We start from the raw sequence: 20,107 nt of genomic DNA on the forward strand, positions 1-20,107 counted from the left end.
TCTCAGGAATCGAAATCTTGTTCGATGCGTTTTTCAAGCTCGACCAGATCGGCCGGCAGAGGCAAGCCGCTTGCGCGCAGCGCATTGAGCTTCTCGCGAACCGTTTCGCGGATTTCATGAGCGTCTTGCGGCTGATTCACCATTTGCTCGAAAAGCAGCGCAATTTCCGCCTTGATGTCCTCGAATGCCATCCAGATCCTCTTGGCTTTGCGGGCATCGCGGGACACCCGTTTCAGTCAATATTCTTTCGGTCGATGACAGTCGTGTACCATGCAAAAGGCGGCAAACGGAAGCGCTAAACGTCAGGGCGCGGCCAAAATGAATATTTCAAATGGTAACAAAAATATTAACGCGCTCACGCAAGGCGGTGCAGCACCATATCTACCGCATTGAAATTAAACGCAAAAATAGCAAGATCGTCGAAGTCCAGACCGCCATGGGGATCGAACAGATAAATGCTCGTCCAGACGAGCGCGATCACGAGCAGAATTGCCAGAATTGTCAGAATCAAAAGGCGTCGCCCGAGCGCGGCCTTGCGGCCCGCTCCTTCCGGCGGCTGTTTGGCCATAGTCACTTGCTGCCTTGTTCAATCGTCATTGGTCGCGTTCAGTTCCTCCGGCGGGGTGCCGTGTTCGGGCTCCGCCGACAGATAGCCCTCGCGCACCAGCCATTTGCGCAGGATAAGCGTCATCGCCTCGGTCTGGTTGAGACCGGGATGCCTTTCGGCGATGAAGCGCTCCAGAGCGTCGTGCACGTCATCGGGAAGATAGGTGCTCATTCATGCTCCTCCGCATATCTTCACACTACGGTTACGGACAGTTCCCCCACACCATCCACCTTGCCTTCCAGACGGTCGCCGCGCTTGACCGGGCCAACGCCCGCAGGCGTACCCGTAAAGATAAGATCGCCGGGGCGCAGCTCAAAGAGCGACGACAGGTAGGAAATGGTCTCCGCCACCTTCCAGATCATCTGGTTGAGGTCGCCCGACTGGCGCGTCTCGCCATTGATGGAAAGCGAAATCGCCGCCTTTTCCGGGTGGCCGATTTCCGACACCGGCACGAGGGCCGAACAGGGCGCGGAGTGCTCGAAAGCCTTCGCCACTTCCCACGGGCGGCCCGCCTTCTTGGCCACGGCCTGCAGGTCGCGGCGCGTCATGTCGATGCCGACGGCATAGCCATAAACATGGCCCAGCGCCTTTTCGACGGAAATGTCGGTGCCGCCGGTCTTCAGCGCCACCACGAGTTCGATCTCGTGATGCACGTCCTCGGTCTTCGGCGGATAGGGGAAGTCGCCGCCCCCGATCACCAGGCTGTCCGGGTTCTTCTGGAAGAAGAAAGGCGGGTTGCGGGTCGGATCGCCGCCCATTTCAATGGCGTGATCGGCATAGTTCTGGCCGACGCAATAGATGCGATGCACGGGAAAGAGCGCGTCCGTTCCCTTCACCGGCAGAAACGGCTGCGGAGGCGGCGCAAAAACATATGTCGTCATGGGGAACTATTCCGGTCGGAAACTGATGAAGCGATTTTCCCATCATGCAGACGCAAGCGCGTCGCCGCAACCCTTGAAAGACGCAATTCCCTGTTATCGCCCGTCCGAGACCACGACAAAATCCGCCTTGCGCGATTGCGCGACCACGAGTTCGGCATTGGGAATATCGTTGGAAAGGGCGCGGTTCCGGGCGGTTTCGGCATCGAAGCCGAAGCCAAGCCAGCGATCGGTGAGGCGGCGCTCCAGTTCGTCGAAAGGCACGTCCAGATAGATCGTGAGATCGAAGAAGGGAGCAAGCTGCGCCCATGGCTGCTGATCGAGCAGCAGGTAATTGCCTTCCACCAGAAGCACGCGATGCTCCGGCCCGACCACGGATGCGGCGGCGCGGGAAAGCTCCAGCGAGCGGTCGAAGACCGGGATGAAGACTTCGCCGTCCGCCTGTTTCAGCCGTTGCAGCAGCACCGCAAACCCGGCGCAGTCGAAGGTTGGCGGCGAACCCTTGCGGCTCAACAATCCGCGCCTGTCGAGAATGGCGTCGTCGAGGTGAAATCCGTCCATGGGCACGACGATGGACGGCGCATCGCCGCCCTTGTTGATGGCATGGAGCAGATAGTCGGACATGGTGGATTTTCCGGCTCCCGGCGGGCCTGCAACGGCCACGATCAGGCGTCCGTCAGTTTCCGCCAGCCGCGCAAGAATTTCCGAAGGCAGGGCTTCGCGCTCGATAGGCGTCATGTCCGGTTTCCGTGATTCGTCCCGCCAGCATATCAGAAGCTCAAGCCGCTTCCTTCGGCCTCATCGCGCCGGTCATCAGCGCCACGGCGTCCGACATGGAATATTCCTTGGGGTCGATGACCGTCAGGCGGCGTCCCAGCCGGTGAATGTGGATGCGGTCGGCGACCTCGAACACATGCGGCATGTTGTGCGAGATGAGCACGATGGGCATGCCGCGCCGCTTCACGTCCTGAATGAGTTCCAGCACGCGGCGCGATTCCTTGACGCCGAGCGCCGCAGTCGGCTCGTCCATGATGACCACCTTGGAGCCGAAGGCGGCGGCACGCGCCACCGCAACGCCCTGACGCTGGCCGCCCGAAAGGGTTTCCACCGCCTGGCCGATGTTCTGGATGGTCATCAGGCCCAGTTCGGAGAGTTTTTCTCGGGCGATCTTTTCCATCGCCCCGCGATCCAGCATGCGGAACAGCGAGCCGAGCGGCCCCTTGCGGCGGATTTCGCGGCCGAGAAACAGGTTGTCGGCGATGGAAAGTGCTGGCGACAAGGCAAGGTTCTGATAGACCGTCTCGATGCCCGCCTGCCGCGCTTCCATCGGCGAATGAAAGCTGACCGGCTTGCCGTCGAGCAGGATTTCGCCCTCGTCCGGCTTGATCGCGCCGGACAGCGCCTTGATGAGCGAGGACTTGCCCGCGCCATTATCGCCGATGACCGCGAGGATTTCGCCGGGATAGAGGTCGAAATCGGCATGGTCGAGCGCCGTGACGCGACCATAGCGCTTGACCAGCCCCTTGGCGGAAAGAACAGGCGTGGTGTTCGTTTTCATGCGGCAGCCTTTCTGATCCACTGGTCGATGGCGACGGCGGCAATGATGAGAACGCCGATCAGGAGATAGGTCCATTGCGGATCGGTGCCCCACAGGCGCAGGCCCAGCGAAAACACGCCGACGATCAGCGCGCCGAACATGGTGCCGAGGATGGAGCCGCGCCCGCCGAAGAGCGATATGCCGCCGATCACCACGGCGGTGATGGATTCGATATTGGCGAACTGGCCCGCAGTCGGCGACACGGAGCCGAGACGGCCGATCATCGCCCAGCCCGCCAGCGCGCAGATGATACCCGCCAGCACATAGACCGACATGAGGATGGGCTTGACCGAGACGCCGGAAAGCTGCGCCGCCTCCGGATCGTCGCCGATGGCATAGACGTGCCGTCCCCATGCGGTGTGGTTCAGCACATACCAGAGCAGCAGCACCAGAAGCACCATGGCGATGACGCCATAGGTGAAGACCGCGCCGCCAATGCGCACACTCTCGCCGAAGAATTGCAGGATCGGCGCTTCCGCCGTGATTTCCTGCGCGCGGATGGTCTCGTTAGCGGAATAAAGGAAGTTGGTGGCGAGGATCACCTGCCACATGCCGAGCGTCACGATGAAGGGCGGCAGGCGCACATAGGCGACCAGAAAGCCGTTGATGAAGCCGCAGAGCGCGCCGGTGGCAAAGCCGCAGAGAACGGCAAGCTCGGCGGGCAGACCGTAGCGGAAGGTGAACTGGCCCATCACCACCGAGGACAGCACCATGATGGCGCCGACCGAAAGGTCGATGCCGGCGGTGAGGATCACCAGCGTCTGCGCCGCCGCGACAATGCCGGTAATGGCGACCTGCTGCAGTATAAGCGTCAGCGAGAAGGCGGAGAAGAACTTGCCGCCCAGCGTGACGCCGAAGATCAGCAGCGACAGGACGAGCACGATCAACGGCACGGCAGCGGGATTGTGATGCAGGAAACTCCGCATCCGATAAAGCAGCGACCGGTCGCCCGCATCGAAGGAGGCGACTTCCGCCGCGCTCTGCGAAAGCGTCTTTTCATAGTCCTGCATGGACGGTTTTTGTGCAGCGGAAGCCGCCTGTGGCTCACTCATCTCTGTCTCCTGCCTTCAACCTGGCCCGGCGGACCTTCCGATCCGCCGAACCAGAACCCAAAGAGCCTGTCAGCCCCAGCACTTGCCGAGCGCGGTCTTGGTATCGATCGACGGAACGCCTTCGACCGGCTTGTCGGTGACGAGCGACACGCCCGTATCGACAAAATCCTTGCCTTCGGTCGGCTTCGGCTTTTCGCCCGTATCGGCAAACTTCTTGATCGCTTCGATGCCGAGCGCCGCCATCTGCAGCGGATATTGCTGCGAGGTCGCGCCGATCACGCCAGCCTCGACATTCTTCACGCCGGGGCAGCCGCCATCGATGGAGACGATCAGCACATCCTTTTCGCGTCCGACGGCCTTCAGCGCCTCATAGGCACCGGCGGCGGCAGGTTCGTTGATGGTGTGGACGACATTGATGTTCGGGTCCTTCTGGAGAAGATTCTCCATCGCGCGGCGTCCGCCCTCCTCGTTGCCGTCGGTCAGGTCGCGACCGGCAATGCGCGGATCGTCCTCGTCGCCGAGCTTGGTCTTGTCCTTCGGATCGATGCCGAAACCGGTGGCAAAACCCTGATCGCGCAGCACGTCGACGCTCGGCTGCGATGCGGTGAGGTTGAGGAAAGCCACATGCGCGTCCTTGGCCTTGTCGCCAAGCGTCGCCGCCGCCCATTTGCCGACCAGCTCACCGGCGAGGAAATTGTCGGTGGCGAAGGTTGCGTCCGCCGCGTCGGCTGGCTCAAGCGGCGTATCGAGCGCGATGATGAGCATGCCCGCCTCGCGCGCCTTCTGCAGCGACGGCACGATGCCCTTGGTGTCGGACGCGGTGATCAGAATGCCCTTGGCGCCATCGGCGATGCAGGTTTCGATGGCCGCGACCTGGCTTTCGGAATCGCCGTCGATCTTGCCCGCATAGGTCTTGAGATTGACGCCAAGCTCCTTGGCCTTGGCGACAGCGCCTTCCTTCATCTTGACGAAGAACGGGTTGGTGTCGGTCTTGGTGATGAGGCACGCGCCGGCATCGGCGGCGTTGGCCGAACTCAATGGAATGGCGGCAGCGCCAAGCGCGAAGGCAGCAAAGGCTGCCGACAGAACTGTCTTCTTCATGGACTCCTCCCAGATTGCAGCCGGTTCCTCTTCCCGGCACCGGAGAAGCAAAACACGGCTTTAAAACAGAGTCAATTAATAAATCCACTTGATTTATTAATGTGCTGTGTCACTCTGACTGGCGGAGGAGAAAGCGCGAAACGAGCGGGCGACAGGCTGCCAGCTTTATCCGCGCCTATCTTAAGCGATTGTTTTATTTGATGTCCCGCACGTCAGGGGTTTTTCTCCTTCGATGTTTGGTTTAGGAATTCCCGCACGCCATGGCCGCATTCCGATTGCATCCCATGGGCCGGAATCTGGGAGAGGCTATGGTCAGGCATAAAGTTGAGCGCGAGCCGGACAGCGGATCAGCCGAAAGCGTTCCCGCAACGCCTTCCGGCACAATTTCGGGAACGCTTTCAGGAACGCCGGGCCCCGCCATGCAGCAATTCGCCGGGCCCGGCGCGAACGTCAATCGCGGTTCAAACCAGATCGGCGTGCGCGCCTATAATGAGCGGCTGGTTCTGGCGCTGGTGCGCAGGCACGGCGCGCTTGCCCGCGCCGACATTGCGCGCCTGACCGGGCTTTCGGCGCAGACGGTTTCCGTCATCATTCGTGCGCTGGAAAAAGACGGCCTCATCACGCAGGGCGAACGGGTGCGCGGCCGTGTCGGCCAGCCTTCCATGCCGATGCGCCTTGCCGCCGACGGGGTTTTCTCCTTCGGCCTCAAGATCGGGCGGCGCAGCGCGGAAATCATTTTGATGGATTTTCTGGGCGCGATTCGCGAGCGGCGGCACATCACCTATCGCTGGCCGGTGCCGGACGAAATCCGCAGCTTCACCATCGACAGCGTCAACGCCTTCACAGCCGCGCTGGAACCGGCCAGGCGCGACCGCATCGCCGGGCTTGGCATTGCCCTCCCCTTTGAACTGTGGAACTGGGTCGAGGAAGTGGGTGCGCCAGCCGAAGATCTTGATGCATGGCTTGGCGCCGATCTGGTCAGCGATTTCGCCCATGCTTTCTCGTTTCCGGTCTTCATCCAGAATGACGGAACGGCGGCCTGCGGCGCAGAACTGACTTTTGGCCGCGGACCAGAATTCACCGATTTCGTCTATTTCTTCATCGGGTCGTTCATCGGCGGCGGCGTGGTGCTGAACAACACGCTCTATCCGGGGCGCACCGGCAATGCGGGCGCGCTCGGCTCCATGCCGATGCGCATGCGCGGCACGTGGGAACGCGGCGAAACCTTGCAGCTTATCGACACGGCCTCGCTGTTCGTCCTCGAACGCATGTTGCAGGAGCGGCACCTGCCCTCCGACGATCTGTGGCTTTCGCCGGAAAACTGGCGAAATTTCGGTACGCCGCTCGACGAATGGGTGGCGCTTGCCGCACGGGGGCTGGCGCATGCGGCAGTGGCCGCCGCCTCCGTCATCGACTTTCCCGCCGCCATCATCGATGGCTGGCTGCCGGGCAATGTGCGCCACCGCATCGTGGAAGCGACCCGCGTCGAGCTTTCATGCCTCGATTTGCAGGGCCTGCGGGCGCCGGAGATCATCGAGGGCAAGGTTGGCGTCCATGCCAAGGCGATGGGCGCGGCAAGCCTGCCGCTTTCCAACCGCTATTTGTTCGACCAGAGCGTGCTGTTCAAGGATGCAAGCTAGTTCCCTTTATGGCCTTGTCGATATCCTTCTTTGGACCATAAAGCGCAAGGCCGACCAGATCGGGGGCATCGGCATTTTCGGCCTTGAACACAGCACGGTTGGCGACGTCGTGCCCGGTCTCGAACATGGCGCGCACATAGGGCGCACGGACGAGATCGCGCTGGATCGATTGCTGCCATGCCCTTTGCAGCACGTCCGGCGTTGCCGAGAAGATCAGCATCGGCTGGCCGAGCAGAGGCGTATGCCTGCGGCCTGCCGCATCCTCATAAGGGTCGCCCATTGCCTGCGGAACCGCGCCGGATATGCCGGTCGCGATGAAGGCGGTTACGTTCAACTTCTGCCAGACGGGCAGATCGTGCAGGACAAGAATGGCTACTTTGGTTTCAAAAATCATCGGGTCTTCCTCTGTTCGAGGAAAGAACTAGCCCTTTGCGGCTGCAATTTCTGGAACGTTTGTGCGCCCCCGGCGATAGGCGGCAGGCGTCATGCCATAGGCGCGGCGGAACCAGCGCCCCATATGGCTCTGGTCGGCAAAGCCGCTGAGTGCTGCGGCCTCCGCCGGCGGCACTTTTTCGCGCAGCAGGCGGCGGGCTTCGGCAAGGCGCAACTGCACCAGACAGGCATGCGGCGAGGTGCCGTAGGCGCGCCGGAACCCGCGTGAAAGCTGGAAACGGTCGGCGGCTCCCACCGCTTCCGCCAGTTCATCGAGGCCGAATTCCTCGTCGAAGCGCGCGCGCAGATAATCCATGGTGCGGGCTGCGACCGGATGCGGAGCCGCCGCTTTTTCTGCCACGTCGTGGCCCAGATTGGGGGAAAGATGCCGGGAAAGATGGTTCGTCACCCGGTCGCGGCAGTCCTCGATCATCAGGCGCGGCGCTTCCAGAAAGATTGCCTCGCAGGCGCGGGCGACCGCATGGAAGAGTTCCTTGTCATCGGCCAGCGTCTGGCGAAAGCCGATATGCGCATCATTGCCGCCCATGGCATCGCGGATCAGCGCCTGCGGCATATAGAGCATGTTATAGGCAAAGCCGTCCGCCGCGACCGCCTGCCCGTCGTGGCGTTCGCCAGGCTCGATGAGAATCACTCGCCCCGGCGTGCTTTGCCGCCGCCTGCCCCGGCAGAAAAAATCCTGAACGCCCGCATGTGTCACCCCGACAAGCCATTCGTCGTGAAAATGCATGTCATAGGCGTGGCTGTGAAAGCGCGCCGCCACGGCTTCGAGGCCGGTGGCATCGTCGCGTTTCAGGCGCGTCTGATCGCGCGGGCCAGCGATGGGGCGAGCATTGTCCGTCATGACGGAATTTGTAGCATGGCCAGCGACAAACACACGCTTTGTTATTTTCAATCAATAAGTTTGATCTATGTTGTCTTGCAATGACCGCAAATGCCGACAAGGTGTATCGTACCAACTGATTGAATCAACCGGGAAAAACATGACCGTAACGACAATCGCGACCACCCCATACCAGGATCAGCAGCCGGGCACTTCGGGCCTGCGCAAGAAGGTTCCGGTGTTCCAGCAGCAGAACTACGCTGAAAACTTCATCCAGTCGGTCTTCGATGTGCTGGAAGGTTTTGCCGGCAAGACGCTCGTGGTCGGCGGCGACGGTCGCTATTACAATCGCGAAGTGATCCAGAAGCTGATCAAGATTGCCGCCGCCAACGGTTTTGGCCGCATCATGGTGGGTCAGGGCGGCATTCTTTCGACGCCTGCAGCCTCCAACATGATCCGCAAATACAAGGCTTTCGGCGGCATGGTGCTTTCGGCCAGCCACAATCCCGGCGGGCCGAATGAAGATTTCGGCATCAAATACAATATCGGCAATGGCGGACCGGCGCCGGAAAAGATCACCGAGGCGATCTTCGCCCGCTCCAAGGTGATCGACCAGTACAGGATCGCCGATGTGGCCGATGTCGATATCGACACGATCGGCACCACACGGATCGGCGACACCGAGGTCGTCATCTTCGATCCCGTTACCGATTATGCCGAACTGATGGAGAGCCTGTTCGACTTCGACGCCATCCGCGCCATGATCAAGGGCGGGTTCCGCATGAAGTTCGACGCGATGCATGCGGTGACCGGCCCTTACGCCACGGAAATCTTCGAGAAGCGACTTGGCGCACCAAAGGGCAGCGTCGTCAATTTCGTGCCGCTGCCGGATTTCGGCGGCCATCATCCGGACCCGAATCTCGTCTACGCAAAGGATCTCTACGATCTTCTGATGTCCGATCACGCGCCGGATTTCGGCGCGGCTTCCGATGGCGACGGCGACCGCAATCTCATTATCGGGCGCGGCATCTTCGTGACCCCGTCCGATTCGCTTGCCATGCTCGCCGCCAATGCGCATCTGGCGCCCGGCTACAAGGACGGCATCAAGGGCATTGCCCGGTCCATGCCGACCAGCGCCGCCGCCGACCGCGTGGCGGAAAAGCTCGGGCTCGGCATGTTCGAAACGCCGACCGGCTGGAAGTTCTTCGGCAATCTGCTCGACAACGGCAAGGTGACGATCTGCGGCGAGGAAAGCTCCGGCACCGGCTCCGACCATGTGCGCGAGAAGGACGGCCTGTGGGCGGTGCTGCTGTGGCTCAACATTCTGGCGGTGCGCAAGCAGAGCGTGAAGGAAATCGTCGAGGAGCACTGGGCGCGTTTCGGACGCAATTATTACACCCGCCACGACTATGAAGCGGTCGATTCCGACATCGCCAGACAGTTGGTGGCCGACCTGCGCGGCAAGCTGGCCTCCCTGCCCGGCACGACGGTCAACGGCCTCACGATCGAGAAGGCCGACGACTTCGCCTATCGCGATCCGGTCGACGGCTCGATCAGCGAACATCAGGGCATCCGCATCTATTTCCCGGAAGGCGGCCGCGTGGTGCTGCGCCTGTCCGGCACCGGCACGTCGGGCGCCACCATCCGCATCTATGTCGAGCGCTATGAGGCCGACACCGCCCGGCACAATCTCGACACGCAGGAAACGCTGGCTCCCTACATCGAAGCGGCAGAACAGATCGCGGAAGTGAAGAAGCGCAGCGGACGGACGGAGCCGTCGGTGGTTACTTGAGTAGGGCAGTAGGGCAGTAGGGCAGTAGGGCAGTAGGGCAGTAGGGCAGTAGGGCAGTAGGGCAGTAGGGCAGTAGGGCAGAGAAGGATATGTGCGTTGCGGTCGTCCGCAACCAAAACATATTCCCCTACTCCCTTACTCCCCTATTCCCTTAACATACTGCCTTACTGCCCTACTGCCTTAATCCCTTAATCCCTTAATCCCTTAATCAAACACAATCGCCGGCGCTGGCTTTCCAGCCCCCTTGCCGCCCTTCATGTTGTCCCAGACCTTGGCTGCGATATCGCGATAGATTTTCGCGTGTTCGCTCTCCGGCTCCTTGACCGTGATCGGGGTTCCGGCGTCTGAATAGGCGCGCACGTCCATATGCAGCGGCACTTCGCCGAGGAACGGCACGTCGAGGCGTTCGGCCTCCCTGCGTGCGCCGCCATTGCCGAAAATATCGTAGCGCGCGCCGGTGTCGGGCGCGATGAAGTAGCTCATGTTCTCCACGATGCCGAGAAGCGGCACATCCACCTTGCGGAACATGTTCAGCCCCTTGCGCGCATCGATCAGCGCCAGGTCCTGCGGCGTCGAAACAACCACGGCACCCGCAAGCGGCACCTGCTGCGCCATGGTGAGCTGCGCGTCGCCAGTGCCGGGCGGCATGTCGACCACCAGCACATCAAGCTCGCCCCAGGCCACTTCGCGCAGCATCTGCGTCAGCGCCGACATGACCATCGGCCCGCGCCAGATCATCGGCGTTTCCTCATCGACCATGAAGCCCATGGACATGACCTTGATGCCGTAATTTTCCATCGGCTTCAGAATGCGGCCCTCCACCGTTTCCGGGCGACCGGAAAGGCCGAGCAGGCGCGGCATGGACGGCCCGTAAATATCGGCATCGAGAATGCCGACCTTCAGCCCGTTGGCGGCAAGGCCAAGCGCCAGATTGACCGCCGTGGTGGATTTGCCGACGCCGCCCTTGCCCGATGCAACCGCGATGATCGCGCCGACGCCCGGAATGCCCGGCTTCGTCGCCGCGCGCTGCGGCGGCGCGGGATGACGGTGCTGCGCCGGTGCGGCTGCTGGTCTAGCTTGGGGTTTGGGCGGTGGGGGTGCGTCGTCGCTGGTGCGTCCGCCCTTCTTTTCGGCGGTGAGCGTGACCAGCGCGCCGGTGACGCCCGGAATTTCCTTCACCGCCTTCTCGGCGGCAAGCCGCATCGGCTCCAGCGCGTCGGCGCGCTCGGCAGGAACCGTGATGGAGAAGAAGACCTTGCCGTCGGCAATAAAGATATCCGACACCAGACCGAGCGACACGACATCGCTTTCGAAATCCGGTCCCGTCACGGCCCGCAGCCGCTCCTGAACCTGTTCGCGTGTTACGCTTGCCATTTCGATTCCTTTAACGAAGGCAGTAAGGGAATAGGGGAGTAAGGAGTATGTTTGAGAACATATTGCCTTACTGCCTATTCCCATACTCCCCTACTCCCCTATTCCCATTTCACCAAGAGGCCAATATTCATTCAGGCCGCTTCCTCACAAACGGCCGCCTCGGGACGGTGGCCCATGAGATAAAGCGCGCAGGTCGTGCGCAGCATGGAGGCGAAGTTGGGGATCGCGCCATTGGCCTCCAGCGCTTCATCGTAAAGCGTCGATATGAAGCGGGGCGTGGTCAGGTTCTGGCTGGCCGCGATCTCGTCCAGCAGGCGCCAGAAGGTGGCCTCCAGCTGAATGCTGGTGGAATGGCCGCCTATGCGCACGGAGCGGTTGATCTGCCGGTAGCCTTCCGGGTCCTGCTCGGCGAAAACCTTGCACATGGGTTCCTCCATTCATTAAGAGCACGAAACTGGCTGTGGTAGCCGATTGCCACCACGCCGTGGTTTTTTCTTCCATAATCGACAACCAGCAACACAATCGCAAGCCGCATTTGACGAAGCGGCGAAAGAAACAGGAGTAGCATGTGGCCAAAGCCATTCATTCGATGATCCGTGTTCTCGACGAGGAAAAATCCGTTTCCTTCTACAAACAGGCTTTTGGCCTCGATATTGCCGAGCGCATCGATTTCGAAACCTTCACGCTGATCTATCTGCGCAATGCCGAAGCCGATTTCGAAGTCGAACTGACGGTCAACAAGGGCCGCACCGAGCCTTACAATCTGGGCGACGGCTATGGCCATCTCGCCGTCGTGGTCGATGATGTCGATGCCGAACATGCCCGCTTCAGCGAACTTGGCTTCAAGGTCGGCAAGCTCGTCGATTTCAAGAACAATGGCGTGCAGCTTGCCCGCTTCTTCTTCGCGGAAGACCCGGACGGCTACAAGATCGAAGTTCTGCAACGCGGGGGCCGTTACCAGTAGGCCCGCCCATCGTCCTTCATGGCCGGGAGGAGCGGCCCTGAAGGATGCGAATGCCAGCGCTCCCGGTGGTGGAAATCTCCGGGAATGCACAGCCAGCCCGCCCATTCCGGACGGGCAAGCAATGGAGGAGAACCGAATGACAACCGTTTTCGACGGTCTTTCCACCCGGGAGAAAAGGACGCTGTCGCGCCGCGACATTCTCAAGCGCGGCGCGGGCCTCAGCCTCGGCGCCATGCTGGTCATCAGCGGCAACGCCGTGATCTGCCCGCAATTCGCATGGGCGCTCGAGACCGCCACGCTCAAGCCCGAAACCATGGCGACCCTGATCCAGCTCGCACGCGACATCTACCCGCACGACAAGCTGCCCGACCGTTTCTACGCCATCGCCGTCAAGCCCTATGACGCGGATTCCGCCAAGGACGAGACGCTGAAGAAGCTGATCGAGGACGGTGTCGCCGATCTGGACAAGCGGGCCGGAGCCGGAGGCTATCTCGGTCTGGGCTGGGAGGAAGAGCGCGTCGCGATCCTGCGCGATATCGAGAAGAGCCCTTTCTTCCAGAAGGTGCGCAGCGGGCTTGTGACCGGCCTCTACAACCAGAAGGAAATCTGGCCGCTCTTCGGCTACGAGGGCGAGGCCTATTCCAAGGGCGGCTATATCCAGCGCGGCTTCGACGATATCGAATGGCTGTAAGCGCCCCGGCGCCGGAACACACCAATTTCAAAGCGGCATCCCCGTCCTGCAAGCGCCTTGCCTGCGGAAACGGGAGAGCATTGGGAGGAAACAATGGCTGCTCCATATGATCTCAAGAACGACAAGGTCGTCGTCATCATCGGCTCGGGCGCAGGCGGCGGCACGCTCGGCAACGAACTGGCCCAGAAAGGCATCGACGTCGTCATTCTGGAAGCGGGAAAACGCCACGAATTCGAAGACTTCATCAATGACGAATGGGACAGTTTCGACCAGCTCGCCTGGCTCGACAAGCGCACCACATCGGGCAGCTGGCGCGTGTCGCACGATTTCCCGAACCTGCCCGCATGGATCGTCAAGGCCGTCGGCGGCACCACCACGCACTGGGCGGGCGCATCGCTGCGCTTTCAGGATTACGAGTTCCAGACGCTTACCCATTACGGCAAGGTCGAAGGGGCGAACCTGCTCGACTGGCCGATCACGCTCGCCGAACTGGAGCCCTATTACGTCAAGGCCGAGGACAAGATGGGCGTCACCCGCACCAACGGGATCGAGGGCCTGCCGGGCAACAATAACTTCAAGGTTCTGAAGGCGGGCGCCGACAAGCTCGGCTACAAGGAATGCCATACGGGCCGCATGGCGATCAACTCCGCGCTGCGCGACGACCGCATGGGCTGCCAGCAGACCGGCTTCTGCTTCCAGGGCTGCAAATGGGGCGCGAAATGGTCGACGCTCTATACGGAAATCCCGAAGGGCGAGGAAACCGGCAGGCTGGAAGTTCGCCCGGAATGCACGGCGCTCAAGATCGAGCACAATGCGGCAGGCAAGGTGACGGGCGTGCTCTATGCCGACAAGGACGGCAAGCAGCATTTCCAGAAAGCGCGCGTCGTCTGCGTGGCCGGCAATTCGATCGAAAGCCCCCGCCTCCTGCTGAACTCGGCCTCATCGAAATTCCCGGACGGCCTTGCCAATTCCTCGGGACAGGTGGGGCGCAACTATATGCGGCACACCACCGGCTCGGTCTATGCCTCATTCGAAAAGCCGGTGCACATGTATCGCGGCACGACCATGGCGGGCATCATCCGCGACGAGGCCGCGCATAATCCGAAACGCGGGTTCGTCGGCGGCTATGAGATGGAAACCATCTCGCTCGGCCTGCCCTTCATGGCGGCCTTCCTCAATCCGGGCGGCTGGGGACGCGGCTTCACCTCGGCGCTCGACGATTATGTCAACATGGCGGGCCTGTGGATCGTCGGCGAAGACATGCCGCAGGAGAAAAACCGCATCACGCTCAGCAAGGATGTGAAGGACGAACACGGCCTGCCGGTTCCCGATGTCTATTATGACGACCATCCGAACGACATTGCCATGCGCAACCATGCCTATGCGCAGGGCAAGGCGCTTTACGAGGCCGTCGGCGCGATCCGCACCTTCCCGACGCCGCCCTATCCGTCAACGCATAATCTGGGCACCAACCGGATGAGCGAAAAGCCGCAGGATGGCGTGGTGAACAAGCACGGTCAGACGCATGACATCAAGAACCTGTTCGTTTCCGACGGCAGCCAGTTCACCACCGGCGGGGCGGAAAATCCGACCCTGACCATCGTGGCGCTCGCCATCCGTCAGGCGGATTATATTGCCGAACAGATGAAGAAGCGGGCGATCTGATCCAATCGGATCGAAACGCGCTCTAAAGGATGGCCCGGAACTGTCGAACACAAGGCTACTTGCTCTCTGTCAGGGGCGCGGTGCGTTAACATCCTAGCCGCCAGCCATAAGTTGTCGCCGGATAAAGAGTTCGGCGACAACTCGTAAACGGCCCCGGTCGCGCTTCTTGCTTTCCGGAAACACTCAGTTCTTTTCTGGGATTTCAGCTTTGCCGTTGGTCAAGCGCCCATTGATGAAGTGAGCGACAGCGCCGAAAGCAGCCGTGCTCAGCAGCAACGTCGCCAGCAGATTATTGTGAAACATACCAGCAATAAAGGCCAGCAGGACGAGAAGTACCAGCCCGGCAAAACCATAATTCATCCCGCGCCGCGCATCGTTTATTTGATGATCGACGATCTTTTCTTCCATCCGCCGGTTATGGTCCTGCGCTTTTTCGGCCATGCTTATTATGCGTTCAGCCGAACCCGGTACAATATCTTCATATTCGCGAAGATGCTTCGGGTGGGCGATTGGACCTGAAAACTGCTCGTTGGACATGACGGAGACTATTCTGGTCAGAACAGCCTCTCGTTGTTGCTGTGGCAGAAGCGGACCGATCTGCCTAAAAATTTCTTCAGCGAGCGTCGTTATTTCAGGCGGCGCTTTTGTGGCCACGCCTTTTTGTTCTTGCTTTTCTGGTTTCGGATTCAATTAGAGAGCCCTGTTTTTCAGTGGCTCGCGAAAGAAACATCCCTGCATCCGCCCAAGCCTTGTAAACATTGACGCTATACTGGCGTGGACGCTCTATTCGTGTTTTTGCAAAGAAGGAGAAGGGCGCTCCAAAACCGGACGCGAACCCTTCTTTGAAGGATTTCGAGAACATCGGATTAGTCCCTTTGCGTTTCTTTATCATCACTACCAATTATGCCCCCGCCATCGGCAATTCAATTCTTCAAATGTGAAATTTATGCAATCTTTTCGTATCCCCCGCCTGTTCTACCCCAAAAGTGAGCCTAATTGATCCTGACAGAAACAGCAAGGATCAGAGGCCATCTTATAGTACCTGCCCGCCTGCGGGATAATTTTAAGGCAAGTCTGGAGAAAACCGCTGGCGCGACCAATTCGCGCCGTTTCTGTTTGATGCTTGGCAAAGACGGCCTGCATGGGATACGTAATCTCGGCTTGCATGGAGAAGCTTTGAGTTGAAGACGAGCATCGGCCAATATCGGATGTCTCTGGCGATACGCATCCTCAGCGTATTCGCCCTGATGTTCGTCGCCTTTGCGCACAAGCCCGTCGACCTCAATGCGCCAGACAGCTACCTGCTGGCCCAATACCAGTTGCCGGATGGCAGCTATCCGGTGCTCTGCATCGGCGATCATGGCTCCGATCCGGACCAGAAGGGCCATGACAAGCACTTCAGCAACAATGGTTGCGAAGCCTGCCGGATTTCCTCCGCCTTCCTGTGCCCCGCGCCAGCCGGTTCCACCGGCGCCGCCCCGCACATTGCCATGGCCGACGGCATCGTGCCGCCGCAGCCCATCCTGCGGCACAGCACCTACCCGCCATCGGCACCGCCGCAAGCGCCGCCTCTCGCCTGAATATGATCTTTTGAACGAATGCCCCGCATTCGGAATGAACGCGCCCGAACCCTGTTTCGGCGTGCCTACCAATGATTATTCAGGTTTGAAACAATGAAGAACCATCGTCTTTTCGCCTCCGCAATCTCGCTTGCCGCGCTGTGCGCTTCCGCAGGTCTGGCACAGGCCCATTCCTCGCTCGACCAGGGCGAAGCCAAGGCGGGCAGCTTCTACAAGGCGACCTTCCGCGTGCCGCATGGCTGCGACGGCATGGCCACGACCGAAGTGAAGATCGAGCTTCCCGAGGGCTTCGTTTCCGCCCAGCCGCAGGCCAAGGCCGGCTGGAAGATCGAGACCGCCAAGGGCGACTATGCCCGGAGCTACAAGGTGCACGGCAAGGACGTGACCTCCGGCGTTCGCGAAGTGCGTTTCACCGATGGCAGCCTGCCAGGCGATTTCTATGACGAATTCACCGTCGTCGGCCAGCTCGCCAAGTTCGACAAGGACACCACCCTCTCCTTCCCCGTGACGCAGCTTTGCGGAAGCGCCGCATCGGTTGCCTGGACGGAAATTCCCAAGGAAGGCCAGAACCCGCACGATCTCGAACATCCCGCGCCGCAGCTTCTGGTGAAGGTCGCCGGTGCCGATGACGGACACGGCGAACATGGCGGCGGTCACGGCGATCATGGCCAGATGGGCAAGATGGACCATGCCTCCATGCAGGCGGCGGCCCCGACCAGGATCGGCGAACTGGAAATCACGGCTCCCTCGGTGCGGGCCATGGTTCCCGGCGCCAAGGTTGCTGGCGGTTTTCTCACCATCGCCAATGACGGCAAGGAGGCCGACAAGCTGGTTTCGGTGACCACCAAAGACGTCAAGCGCGTCGAAATCCACGAAATGTCGATGCAGAACGACGTGATGAAGATGCGCCAGCTTGAAGGCGGCCTGGAGATTCCGGCAGGCGGAAAGGTCGAGCTGAAATCCGGCGGTTACCACCTCATGTTCATCCAGCCGGAGAAGCCCTACAAGGAAGGCGAGACCGTTTCCGTCACGCTGGAATTCGAAAAGGCCGGCAAGGTGACGATCGACTTCCCCGTCACCGCGAAAAGCGGCCAGAAGGACGAAGACCATTCGGGTCACTAGAGCATGGTTCGACCCGAGTGCACCCGGCCGGCGCGTCTCCAGAGCGTAATCCGGCCGGAGTGAAACGAGGATCGATCAAGATCATGCTTGAAGAAGTCAGAGCGCCGGTCTGATCCATACAGGTCGAAAAGCTCTGATGCGCATCCCGACACCGTTTCAAGGTTCGGGATGCCCCCGGCACTGCGGTCGCATATTCGTCAGGCCGTGGCGGAAGAGTGATTTTCGCGTACCGCGCGGAGCGTATTTCCGGACATGATCCCGAAAGGCCGCAGGCTTTTCGCAAAAGATCATGCGGCGGAGAAAGCGACGCGAGCAGGATGCGCAGACCGATTGCTCTTTGCAGCCCGGCGTCCCGGAGAATGCGACTGTGGTGAGCAAAGGGGCGGATGATCCGCGTCGTCTCTCCCTCGCGCATTATGCGCCCGTTTGCCGCAACCGCTGAACCCCCGCAGCGGTTGCGTTCCTTCCTGAATGCTGTAAACATGACTATTAGAGTCTAGAATAATTCCAAACAATTGAAATCCAACAAGATTTTAAACTTGAGTAATTGACTCCAGATGAATTTTCAGGCTTTTATGCATGGTGCAAATTCACAACCTTTGATGTCTGGGCCTTGAACCCTTTCGATTGGAGGACCCTATGATTGGTCTCGGCGAATGCCGGTCCGCAAATGTCGACGGACTGCCCTGGCAGCTTCGTCTCCTGCCGACCGGATATTGCAATGTGCGAGGGGAAACGGAACGTTTCCGGGCGGGCGGGCATGGCTCCGCATCCGCAGCCTCGTGTTCGTTCCGCTCCTTCTTCGGGAGGCGGACATGAATATGCGCATATCCCAACTGAACGGTGCCAACACCGCAGGCTATTTCGACCGCCTGCCGGAAAAGCTGGTGCTGGAAGGCTATCGCCGCTGGACCGCGGGTTTCGAGACGGGCTCGATCATCCCGTGGGAAATGACCTGGGGCCTCTATTCGGAAGTGCTTGGGGCCTCCGAGGCCAGGCGCGCGGTGGGCGAACTGTCGCATTTCATCCGCGTTCTGCGTCATTGCGCCAGCTGTCCGTTGCGGGCCTTCCCCTTCGATTCGCACCATGTCTGCCGCGAGGAATGCCTGACGCTGGGGCTGATTTCCGGCATCCAGAACCAGGACGCGCTGTTGCTCGATACCTGCCTTGAAGCCATTGCCTGTCATCGCCGCTGCGACGATGTGGCAGGGGCTGCGCGCAATTTTGCCGACACGCTGGCTGATTTCGGCCAGACTTTGTTGCCAATACCGATCCATGCCATCGACAGCGCCTTGAATTTTACGCCGCGCGCGACTTTTCACTAAACGGCCCCTGACGGGCTCCCGACTGAAAAGTCCCAGCGTCTGCGAATGAACGTGATTCGATATTTTAAGCCGCCGTCCATCGGCGCAAGGAGATAGAAATGCAGGCCAGAACCGAACGACGCCTCGGCATTGCCGCCGCCCTCGTCCTGACCGCAGGAGCGTTTGTCATGCCGGGCGTATCCACCCAGGTCGTGCAGAACCAGGTCGCGCCGCAGAGCCATATCCATATGGCTTCGGCGGAAAATCTGCGCGCCGAACTGCGCCATTTCGTCAAGCTTGGCGAAGCCCTGCCGAAGTCGGTGCGCTTCGAATAAGCTTTTCAAACTGAAATGAAAAAGGCCGCGCCTGATCTGGCGCGGCCTTTTTGTTTAACCCGAAACGGTCGGTTTCACTCCAGCGACATCCGGCCCTGGAGCATTTTCAGCAAAAGTGTGAAACGTCTGTGCAGGGAAATCAGTTCACTGGACTGATTTCTTATCCCGCTTCGAGGCGTTGGATAATGCGATAAAACAAATAGTTAGAGCGGTTCCGGCGATTCCGTTAGAACAGGAACCGCTCTAGCCGACGATGATCGGCGCCTTGCCCTGCACGCGATTATAGAGATCGATGATGTCCTGATTCATCAGGCGGATACAGCCCGAGGACATGGACTGGCCGATCGACCACCATTCCGGCGAACCGTGGATGCGATAGCCGGTGTCGCGGCCGTTCTGATAGATATAGAGCGCGCGGGCGCCGAGCGGGTTTTGCGGGCCGGGTTCCTGTCCGTTGCGGTACTTTTCCAGTTCCGGCTTGCGCTGGATCATTTCCGGCGGCGGCGTCCAGCGCGGCCATTGCTTCTTGTACTGGACATTGGCGGTGCCCTGCCACTCGAAACCGGCCTTGCCGATGCCGACGCCATAGCGCAGCGCCTCGCCGCCCGGCAGGACGTAGTAGAGATAGTGGTCCTTGAGGCTGACCACGATGGTGCCCGGCGCCTGCCCGGTCGGGTCCGGCACGATCTGGCGGCGGAACTGCTTCGGCACCTTGTCATAAGGAATGGCCGGGAGATCATAGGGGCCTTCCTTCACCGACGCATACATGACGTCCGGCGTGGTGATGGCCCTGTCGACGCTGATCTGCGGGCGCATCGGCGTGATCCCGCCCGTCGACATCGGATCGACATTCATCTGGAAGGCCGACATATCCATCGTCTGCGAACAGCCGGCAGCACCGGTGAGGAGGATGGCTCCGGTGCCGAAAAGGAAATGGCGGCGGCTTAGATCATCACGCGACTTCGACATGCAACTGACCCTGAAACAAGGGATGAAACGACGGTTGAAAAACAGCCGCAACGCGACCGCCATACTGAACAGCAATTTGCGTTCTTATGGTTGAAGAACGGTTAAACAACTCGCGCAAACGTGTCTGAAAATTGCAGTTTAAAGCTTAAATTGCAGCGATCAC

The 20,107-nt window shown here is 60.3% G+C and carries 23 protein-coding genes; 9 read left to right on the forward strand and 14 right to left on the reverse strand.

Going from position 1 to position 20,107, the window contains the following annotated elements; genetic code table 11:
* Window positions 1-2 precede the first annotated feature (2 nt).
* The 8 genes from JNC63_RS13105 to JNC63_RS13140 all read right to left on the reverse strand — a co-directional run bounded on the left by JNC63_RS13105 (window position 3) and on the right by JNC63_RS13140 (window position 5,235).
* Complete coding sequence (locus tag JNC63_RS13105) at window positions 3-191, reverse strand: hypothetical protein (RefSeq protein WP_006472952.1); 189 nt, start codon at window positions 189-191, stop codon at window positions 3-5.
* 164 nt (window positions 192-355) lie between these two features.
* Window positions 356-568 carry a hypothetical protein gene (locus JNC63_RS13110; RefSeq protein WP_006472953.1) on the reverse strand — a complete coding sequence of 71 codons (213 nt, stop codon included), beginning with the start codon at window positions 566-568 and terminating at the stop codon, window positions 356-358.
* A gap of 18 nt (window positions 569-586) precedes the next feature.
* Window positions 587-778, reverse strand: coding sequence for a hypothetical protein (locus JNC63_RS13115; RefSeq protein ID WP_006465790.1), 192 nt, complete (start codon window positions 776-778; stop codon window positions 587-589).
* A gap of 20 nt (window positions 779-798) precedes the next feature.
* On the reverse strand, window positions 799-1,488 hold the full coding sequence (locus JNC63_RS13120; protein WP_063619912.1) for a fumarylacetoacetate hydrolase family protein: 690 nt from the start codon (window positions 1,486-1,488) through the stop codon (window positions 799-801).
* A gap of 93 nt (window positions 1,489-1,581) precedes the next feature.
* The gene (locus tag JNC63_RS13125; protein WP_063619911.1) at window positions 1,582-2,223 is read right to left on the reverse strand and encodes a nucleoside/nucleotide kinase family protein; all 642 of its coding nucleotides are present in this window, start codon (window positions 2,221-2,223) and stop codon (window positions 1,582-1,584) included.
* A 40-nt stretch (window positions 2,224-2,263) separates the two neighbouring features.
* On the reverse strand, window positions 2,264-3,043 hold the full coding sequence (locus JNC63_RS13130; RefSeq protein WP_061344754.1) for an ATP-binding cassette domain-containing protein: 780 nt from the start codon (window positions 3,041-3,043) through the stop codon (window positions 2,264-2,266).
* Entirely contained in the window at window positions 3,040-4,134 is a 1,095-nt protein-coding gene (locus JNC63_RS13135; protein ID WP_021587711.1) for an ABC transporter permease, read from the reverse strand. Before JNC63_RS13135 ends, JNC63_RS13130 begins: the two co-directional genes overlap by 4 nt.
* 69 nt (window positions 4,135-4,203) lie before the next feature.
* Window positions 4,204-5,235 (reverse strand): sugar ABC transporter substrate-binding protein, encoded by a 1,032-nt coding sequence (locus tag JNC63_RS13140; RefSeq protein WP_025090704.1) that lies wholly within the window; start codon window positions 5,233-5,235, stop codon window positions 4,204-4,206.
* Window positions 5,236-5,543: 308 nt separating this feature from the next.
* Between JNC63_RS13140 and JNC63_RS13145 the strand changes: the two genes are divergently transcribed.
* On the forward strand, window positions 5,544-6,875 hold the full coding sequence (locus JNC63_RS13145) for an ROK family protein (protein WP_081252452.1): 1,332 nt from the start codon (window positions 5,544-5,546) through the stop codon (window positions 6,873-6,875).
* On the opposite strand, the gene JNC63_RS13150 is transcribed toward JNC63_RS13145, so the two are convergent.
* A complete protein-coding gene (locus JNC63_RS13150) occupies window positions 6,859-7,269 on the reverse strand; it encodes a DUF2000 domain-containing protein (protein ID WP_081252451.1) in 411 nt (136 codons plus the stop codon). The two genes, JNC63_RS13145 and JNC63_RS13150, sit on opposite strands and share 17 nt — an antisense overlap.
* Before the next feature lie 27 nt (window positions 7,270-7,296).
* Window positions 7,297-8,169, reverse strand: a complete 873-nt coding sequence (locus JNC63_RS13155; RefSeq protein WP_063620063.1) for an AraC family transcriptional regulator — start codon at window positions 8,167-8,169, stop codon at window positions 7,297-7,299.
* 139 nt (window positions 8,170-8,308) lie between these two features.
* Here JNC63_RS13155 and JNC63_RS13160 point away from each other — a divergent pair, with 139 nt between their 5' ends.
* Complete coding sequence (locus JNC63_RS13160; RefSeq protein WP_063881799.1) at window positions 8,309-9,940, forward strand: alpha-D-glucose phosphate-specific phosphoglucomutase; 1,632 nt, start codon at window positions 8,309-8,311, stop codon at window positions 9,938-9,940.
* Window positions 9,941-10,144: 204 nt separating this feature from the next.
* Here JNC63_RS13160 and apbC read toward each other — a convergent pair whose 3' ends face one another.
* Entirely contained in the window at window positions 10,145-11,314 is a 1,170-nt protein-coding gene (gene apbC / locus JNC63_RS13165; protein WP_006465780.1) for an iron-sulfur cluster carrier protein ApbC, read from the reverse strand.
* Window positions 11,315-11,445: 131 nt separating this feature from the next.
* The gene (locus tag JNC63_RS13170; protein ID WP_006471202.1) at window positions 11,446-11,739 is read right to left on the reverse strand and encodes a ribbon-helix-helix domain-containing protein; all 294 of its coding nucleotides are present in this window, start codon (window positions 11,737-11,739) and stop codon (window positions 11,446-11,448) included.
* A gap of 143 nt (window positions 11,740-11,882) precedes the next feature.
* Between JNC63_RS13170 and JNC63_RS13175 the strand changes: the two genes are divergently transcribed.
* The 3 genes from JNC63_RS13175 (at window position 11,883) to JNC63_RS13185 (ending at window position 14,634) form a co-directional block, all read left to right on the forward strand.
* A complete protein-coding gene (locus JNC63_RS13175) occupies window positions 11,883-12,278 on the forward strand; it encodes a VOC family protein (protein ID WP_021587705.1) in 396 nt (131 codons plus the stop codon).
* 136 nt (window positions 12,279-12,414) lie between these two features.
* Window positions 12,415-12,969: a hypothetical protein gene (locus JNC63_RS13180; protein ID WP_025090699.1), complete on the forward strand. Its 555-nt coding sequence runs from the start codon at window positions 12,415-12,417 to the stop codon at window positions 12,967-12,969.
* 93 nt (window positions 12,970-13,062) lie between these two features.
* Window positions 13,063-14,634, forward strand: a complete 1,572-nt coding sequence (locus JNC63_RS13185; protein WP_063619909.1) for a GMC family oxidoreductase — start codon at window positions 13,063-13,065, stop codon at window positions 14,632-14,634.
* A 183-nt stretch (window positions 14,635-14,817) separates the two neighbouring features.
* On the opposite strand, the gene JNC63_RS13190 is transcribed toward JNC63_RS13185, so the two are convergent.
* Window positions 14,818-15,324, reverse strand: coding sequence for a DUF2335 domain-containing protein (locus tag JNC63_RS13190; protein WP_063619908.1), 507 nt, complete (start codon window positions 15,322-15,324; stop codon window positions 14,818-14,820).
* A gap of 491 nt (window positions 15,325-15,815) precedes the next feature.
* On the opposite strand from JNC63_RS13190, the gene JNC63_RS13195 reads away from it, so the two are divergent.
* From JNC63_RS13195 to JNC63_RS13210, 4 genes are all read left to right on the forward strand, one after another.
* Window positions 15,816-16,214 carry a hypothetical protein gene (locus tag JNC63_RS13195; RefSeq protein WP_021587702.1) on the forward strand — a complete coding sequence of 133 codons (399 nt, stop codon included), beginning with the start codon at window positions 15,816-15,818 and terminating at the stop codon, window positions 16,212-16,214.
* 93 nt (window positions 16,215-16,307) lie between these two features.
* On the forward strand, window positions 16,308-17,336 hold the full coding sequence (locus JNC63_RS13200; RefSeq protein ID WP_063619907.1) for a DUF1775 domain-containing protein: 1,029 nt from the start codon (window positions 16,308-16,310) through the stop codon (window positions 17,334-17,336).
* Between the two features lie 815 nt (window positions 17,337-18,151).
* Complete coding sequence (locus JNC63_RS13205; RefSeq protein ID WP_025090696.1) at window positions 18,152-18,661, forward strand: hypothetical protein; 510 nt, start codon at window positions 18,152-18,154, stop codon at window positions 18,659-18,661.
* Between the two features lie 98 nt (window positions 18,662-18,759).
* A complete protein-coding gene (locus tag JNC63_RS13210) occupies window positions 18,760-18,975 on the forward strand; it encodes a hypothetical protein (protein WP_063619906.1) in 216 nt (71 codons plus the stop codon).
* Window positions 18,976-19,218: 243 nt separating this feature from the next.
* Here JNC63_RS13210 and JNC63_RS13215 read toward each other — a convergent pair whose 3' ends face one another.
* A complete protein-coding gene (locus tag JNC63_RS13215; protein ID WP_006471206.1) occupies window positions 19,219-19,944 on the reverse strand; it encodes a L,D-transpeptidase in 726 nt (241 codons plus the stop codon).
* Between the last annotated feature and the right edge of the window lie 163 nt (window positions 19,945-20,107).

This window comes from Brucella ciceri (genome assembly GCF_041930145.1).
Taxonomy (GTDB): domain Bacteria; phylum Pseudomonadota; class Alphaproteobacteria; order Rhizobiales; family Rhizobiaceae; genus Brucella; species Brucella intermedia.

What these genes read in the sequence shown, in the direction of transcription:
- JNC63_RS13125 (WP_063619911.1), bottom strand. Translation starts at nt 2,223, where the DNA reads ATGACGCCTATCGAGCGCGAAGCCCTGCCTTCGGAAATTCTTGCGCGG.
- apbC (WP_006465780.1), bottom strand. Translation starts at nt 11,314, where the DNA reads ATGGCAAGCGTAACACGCGAACAGGTTCAGGAGCGGCTGCGGGCCGTG.
- JNC63_RS13145 (WP_081252452.1), top strand. Translation starts at nt 5,544, where the DNA reads ATGGTCAGGCATAAAGTTGAGCGCGAGCCGGACAGCGGATCAGCCGAA.
- JNC63_RS13135 (WP_021587711.1), bottom strand. Translation starts at nt 4,134, where the DNA reads ATGAGTGAGCCACAGGCGGCTTCCGCTGCACAAAAACCGTCCATGCAG.
- JNC63_RS13170 (WP_006471202.1), bottom strand. Translation starts at nt 11,739, where the DNA reads ATGTGCAAGGTTTTCGCCGAGCAGGACCCGGAAGGCTACCGGCAGATC.
- JNC63_RS13185 (WP_063619909.1), top strand. Translation starts at nt 13,063, where the DNA reads ATGGCTGCTCCATATGATCTCAAGAACGACAAGGTCGTCGTCATCATC.
- JNC63_RS13130 (WP_061344754.1), bottom strand. Translation starts at nt 3,043, where the DNA reads ATGAAAACGAACACCACGCCTGTTCTTTCCGCCAAGGGGCTGGTCAAG.
- JNC63_RS13205 (WP_025090696.1), top strand. Translation starts at nt 18,152, where the DNA reads ATGAATATGCGCATATCCCAACTGAACGGTGCCAACACCGCAGGCTAT.
- JNC63_RS13155 (WP_063620063.1), bottom strand. Translation starts at nt 8,169, where the DNA reads ATGACGGACAATGCTCGCCCCATCGCTGGCCCGCGCGATCAGACGCGC.
- JNC63_RS13110 (WP_006472953.1), bottom strand. Translation starts at nt 568, where the DNA reads ATGGCCAAACAGCCGCCGGAAGGAGCGGGCCGCAAGGCCGCGCTCGGG.
- JNC63_RS13180 (WP_025090699.1), top strand. Translation starts at nt 12,415, where the DNA reads ATGACAACCGTTTTCGACGGTCTTTCCACCCGGGAGAAAAGGACGCTG.
- JNC63_RS13215 (WP_006471206.1), bottom strand. Translation starts at nt 19,944, where the DNA reads ATGTCGAAGTCGCGTGATGATCTAAGCCGCCGCCATTTCCTTTTCGGC.
- JNC63_RS13160 (WP_063881799.1), top strand. Translation starts at nt 8,309, where the DNA reads ATGACCGTAACGACAATCGCGACCACCCCATACCAGGATCAGCAGCCG.
- JNC63_RS13200 (WP_063619907.1), top strand. Translation starts at nt 16,308, where the DNA reads ATGAAGAACCATCGTCTTTTCGCCTCCGCAATCTCGCTTGCCGCGCTG.
- JNC63_RS13105 (WP_006472952.1), bottom strand. Translation starts at nt 191, where the DNA reads ATGGCATTCGAGGACATCAAGGCGGAAATTGCGCTGCTTTTCGAGCAA.
- JNC63_RS13120 (WP_063619912.1), bottom strand. Translation starts at nt 1,488, where the DNA reads ATGACGACATATGTTTTTGCGCCGCCTCCGCAGCCGTTTCTGCCGGTG.
- JNC63_RS13115 (WP_006465790.1), bottom strand. Translation starts at nt 778, where the DNA reads ATGAGCACCTATCTTCCCGATGACGTGCACGACGCTCTGGAGCGCTTC.
- JNC63_RS13150 (WP_081252451.1), bottom strand. Translation starts at nt 7,269, where the DNA reads ATGATTTTTGAAACCAAAGTAGCCATTCTTGTCCTGCACGATCTGCCC.
- JNC63_RS13140 (WP_025090704.1), bottom strand. Translation starts at nt 5,235, where the DNA reads ATGAAGAAGACAGTTCTGTCGGCAGCCTTTGCTGCCTTCGCGCTTGGC.
- JNC63_RS13210 (WP_063619906.1), top strand. Translation starts at nt 18,760, where the DNA reads ATGCAGGCCAGAACCGAACGACGCCTCGGCATTGCCGCCGCCCTCGTC.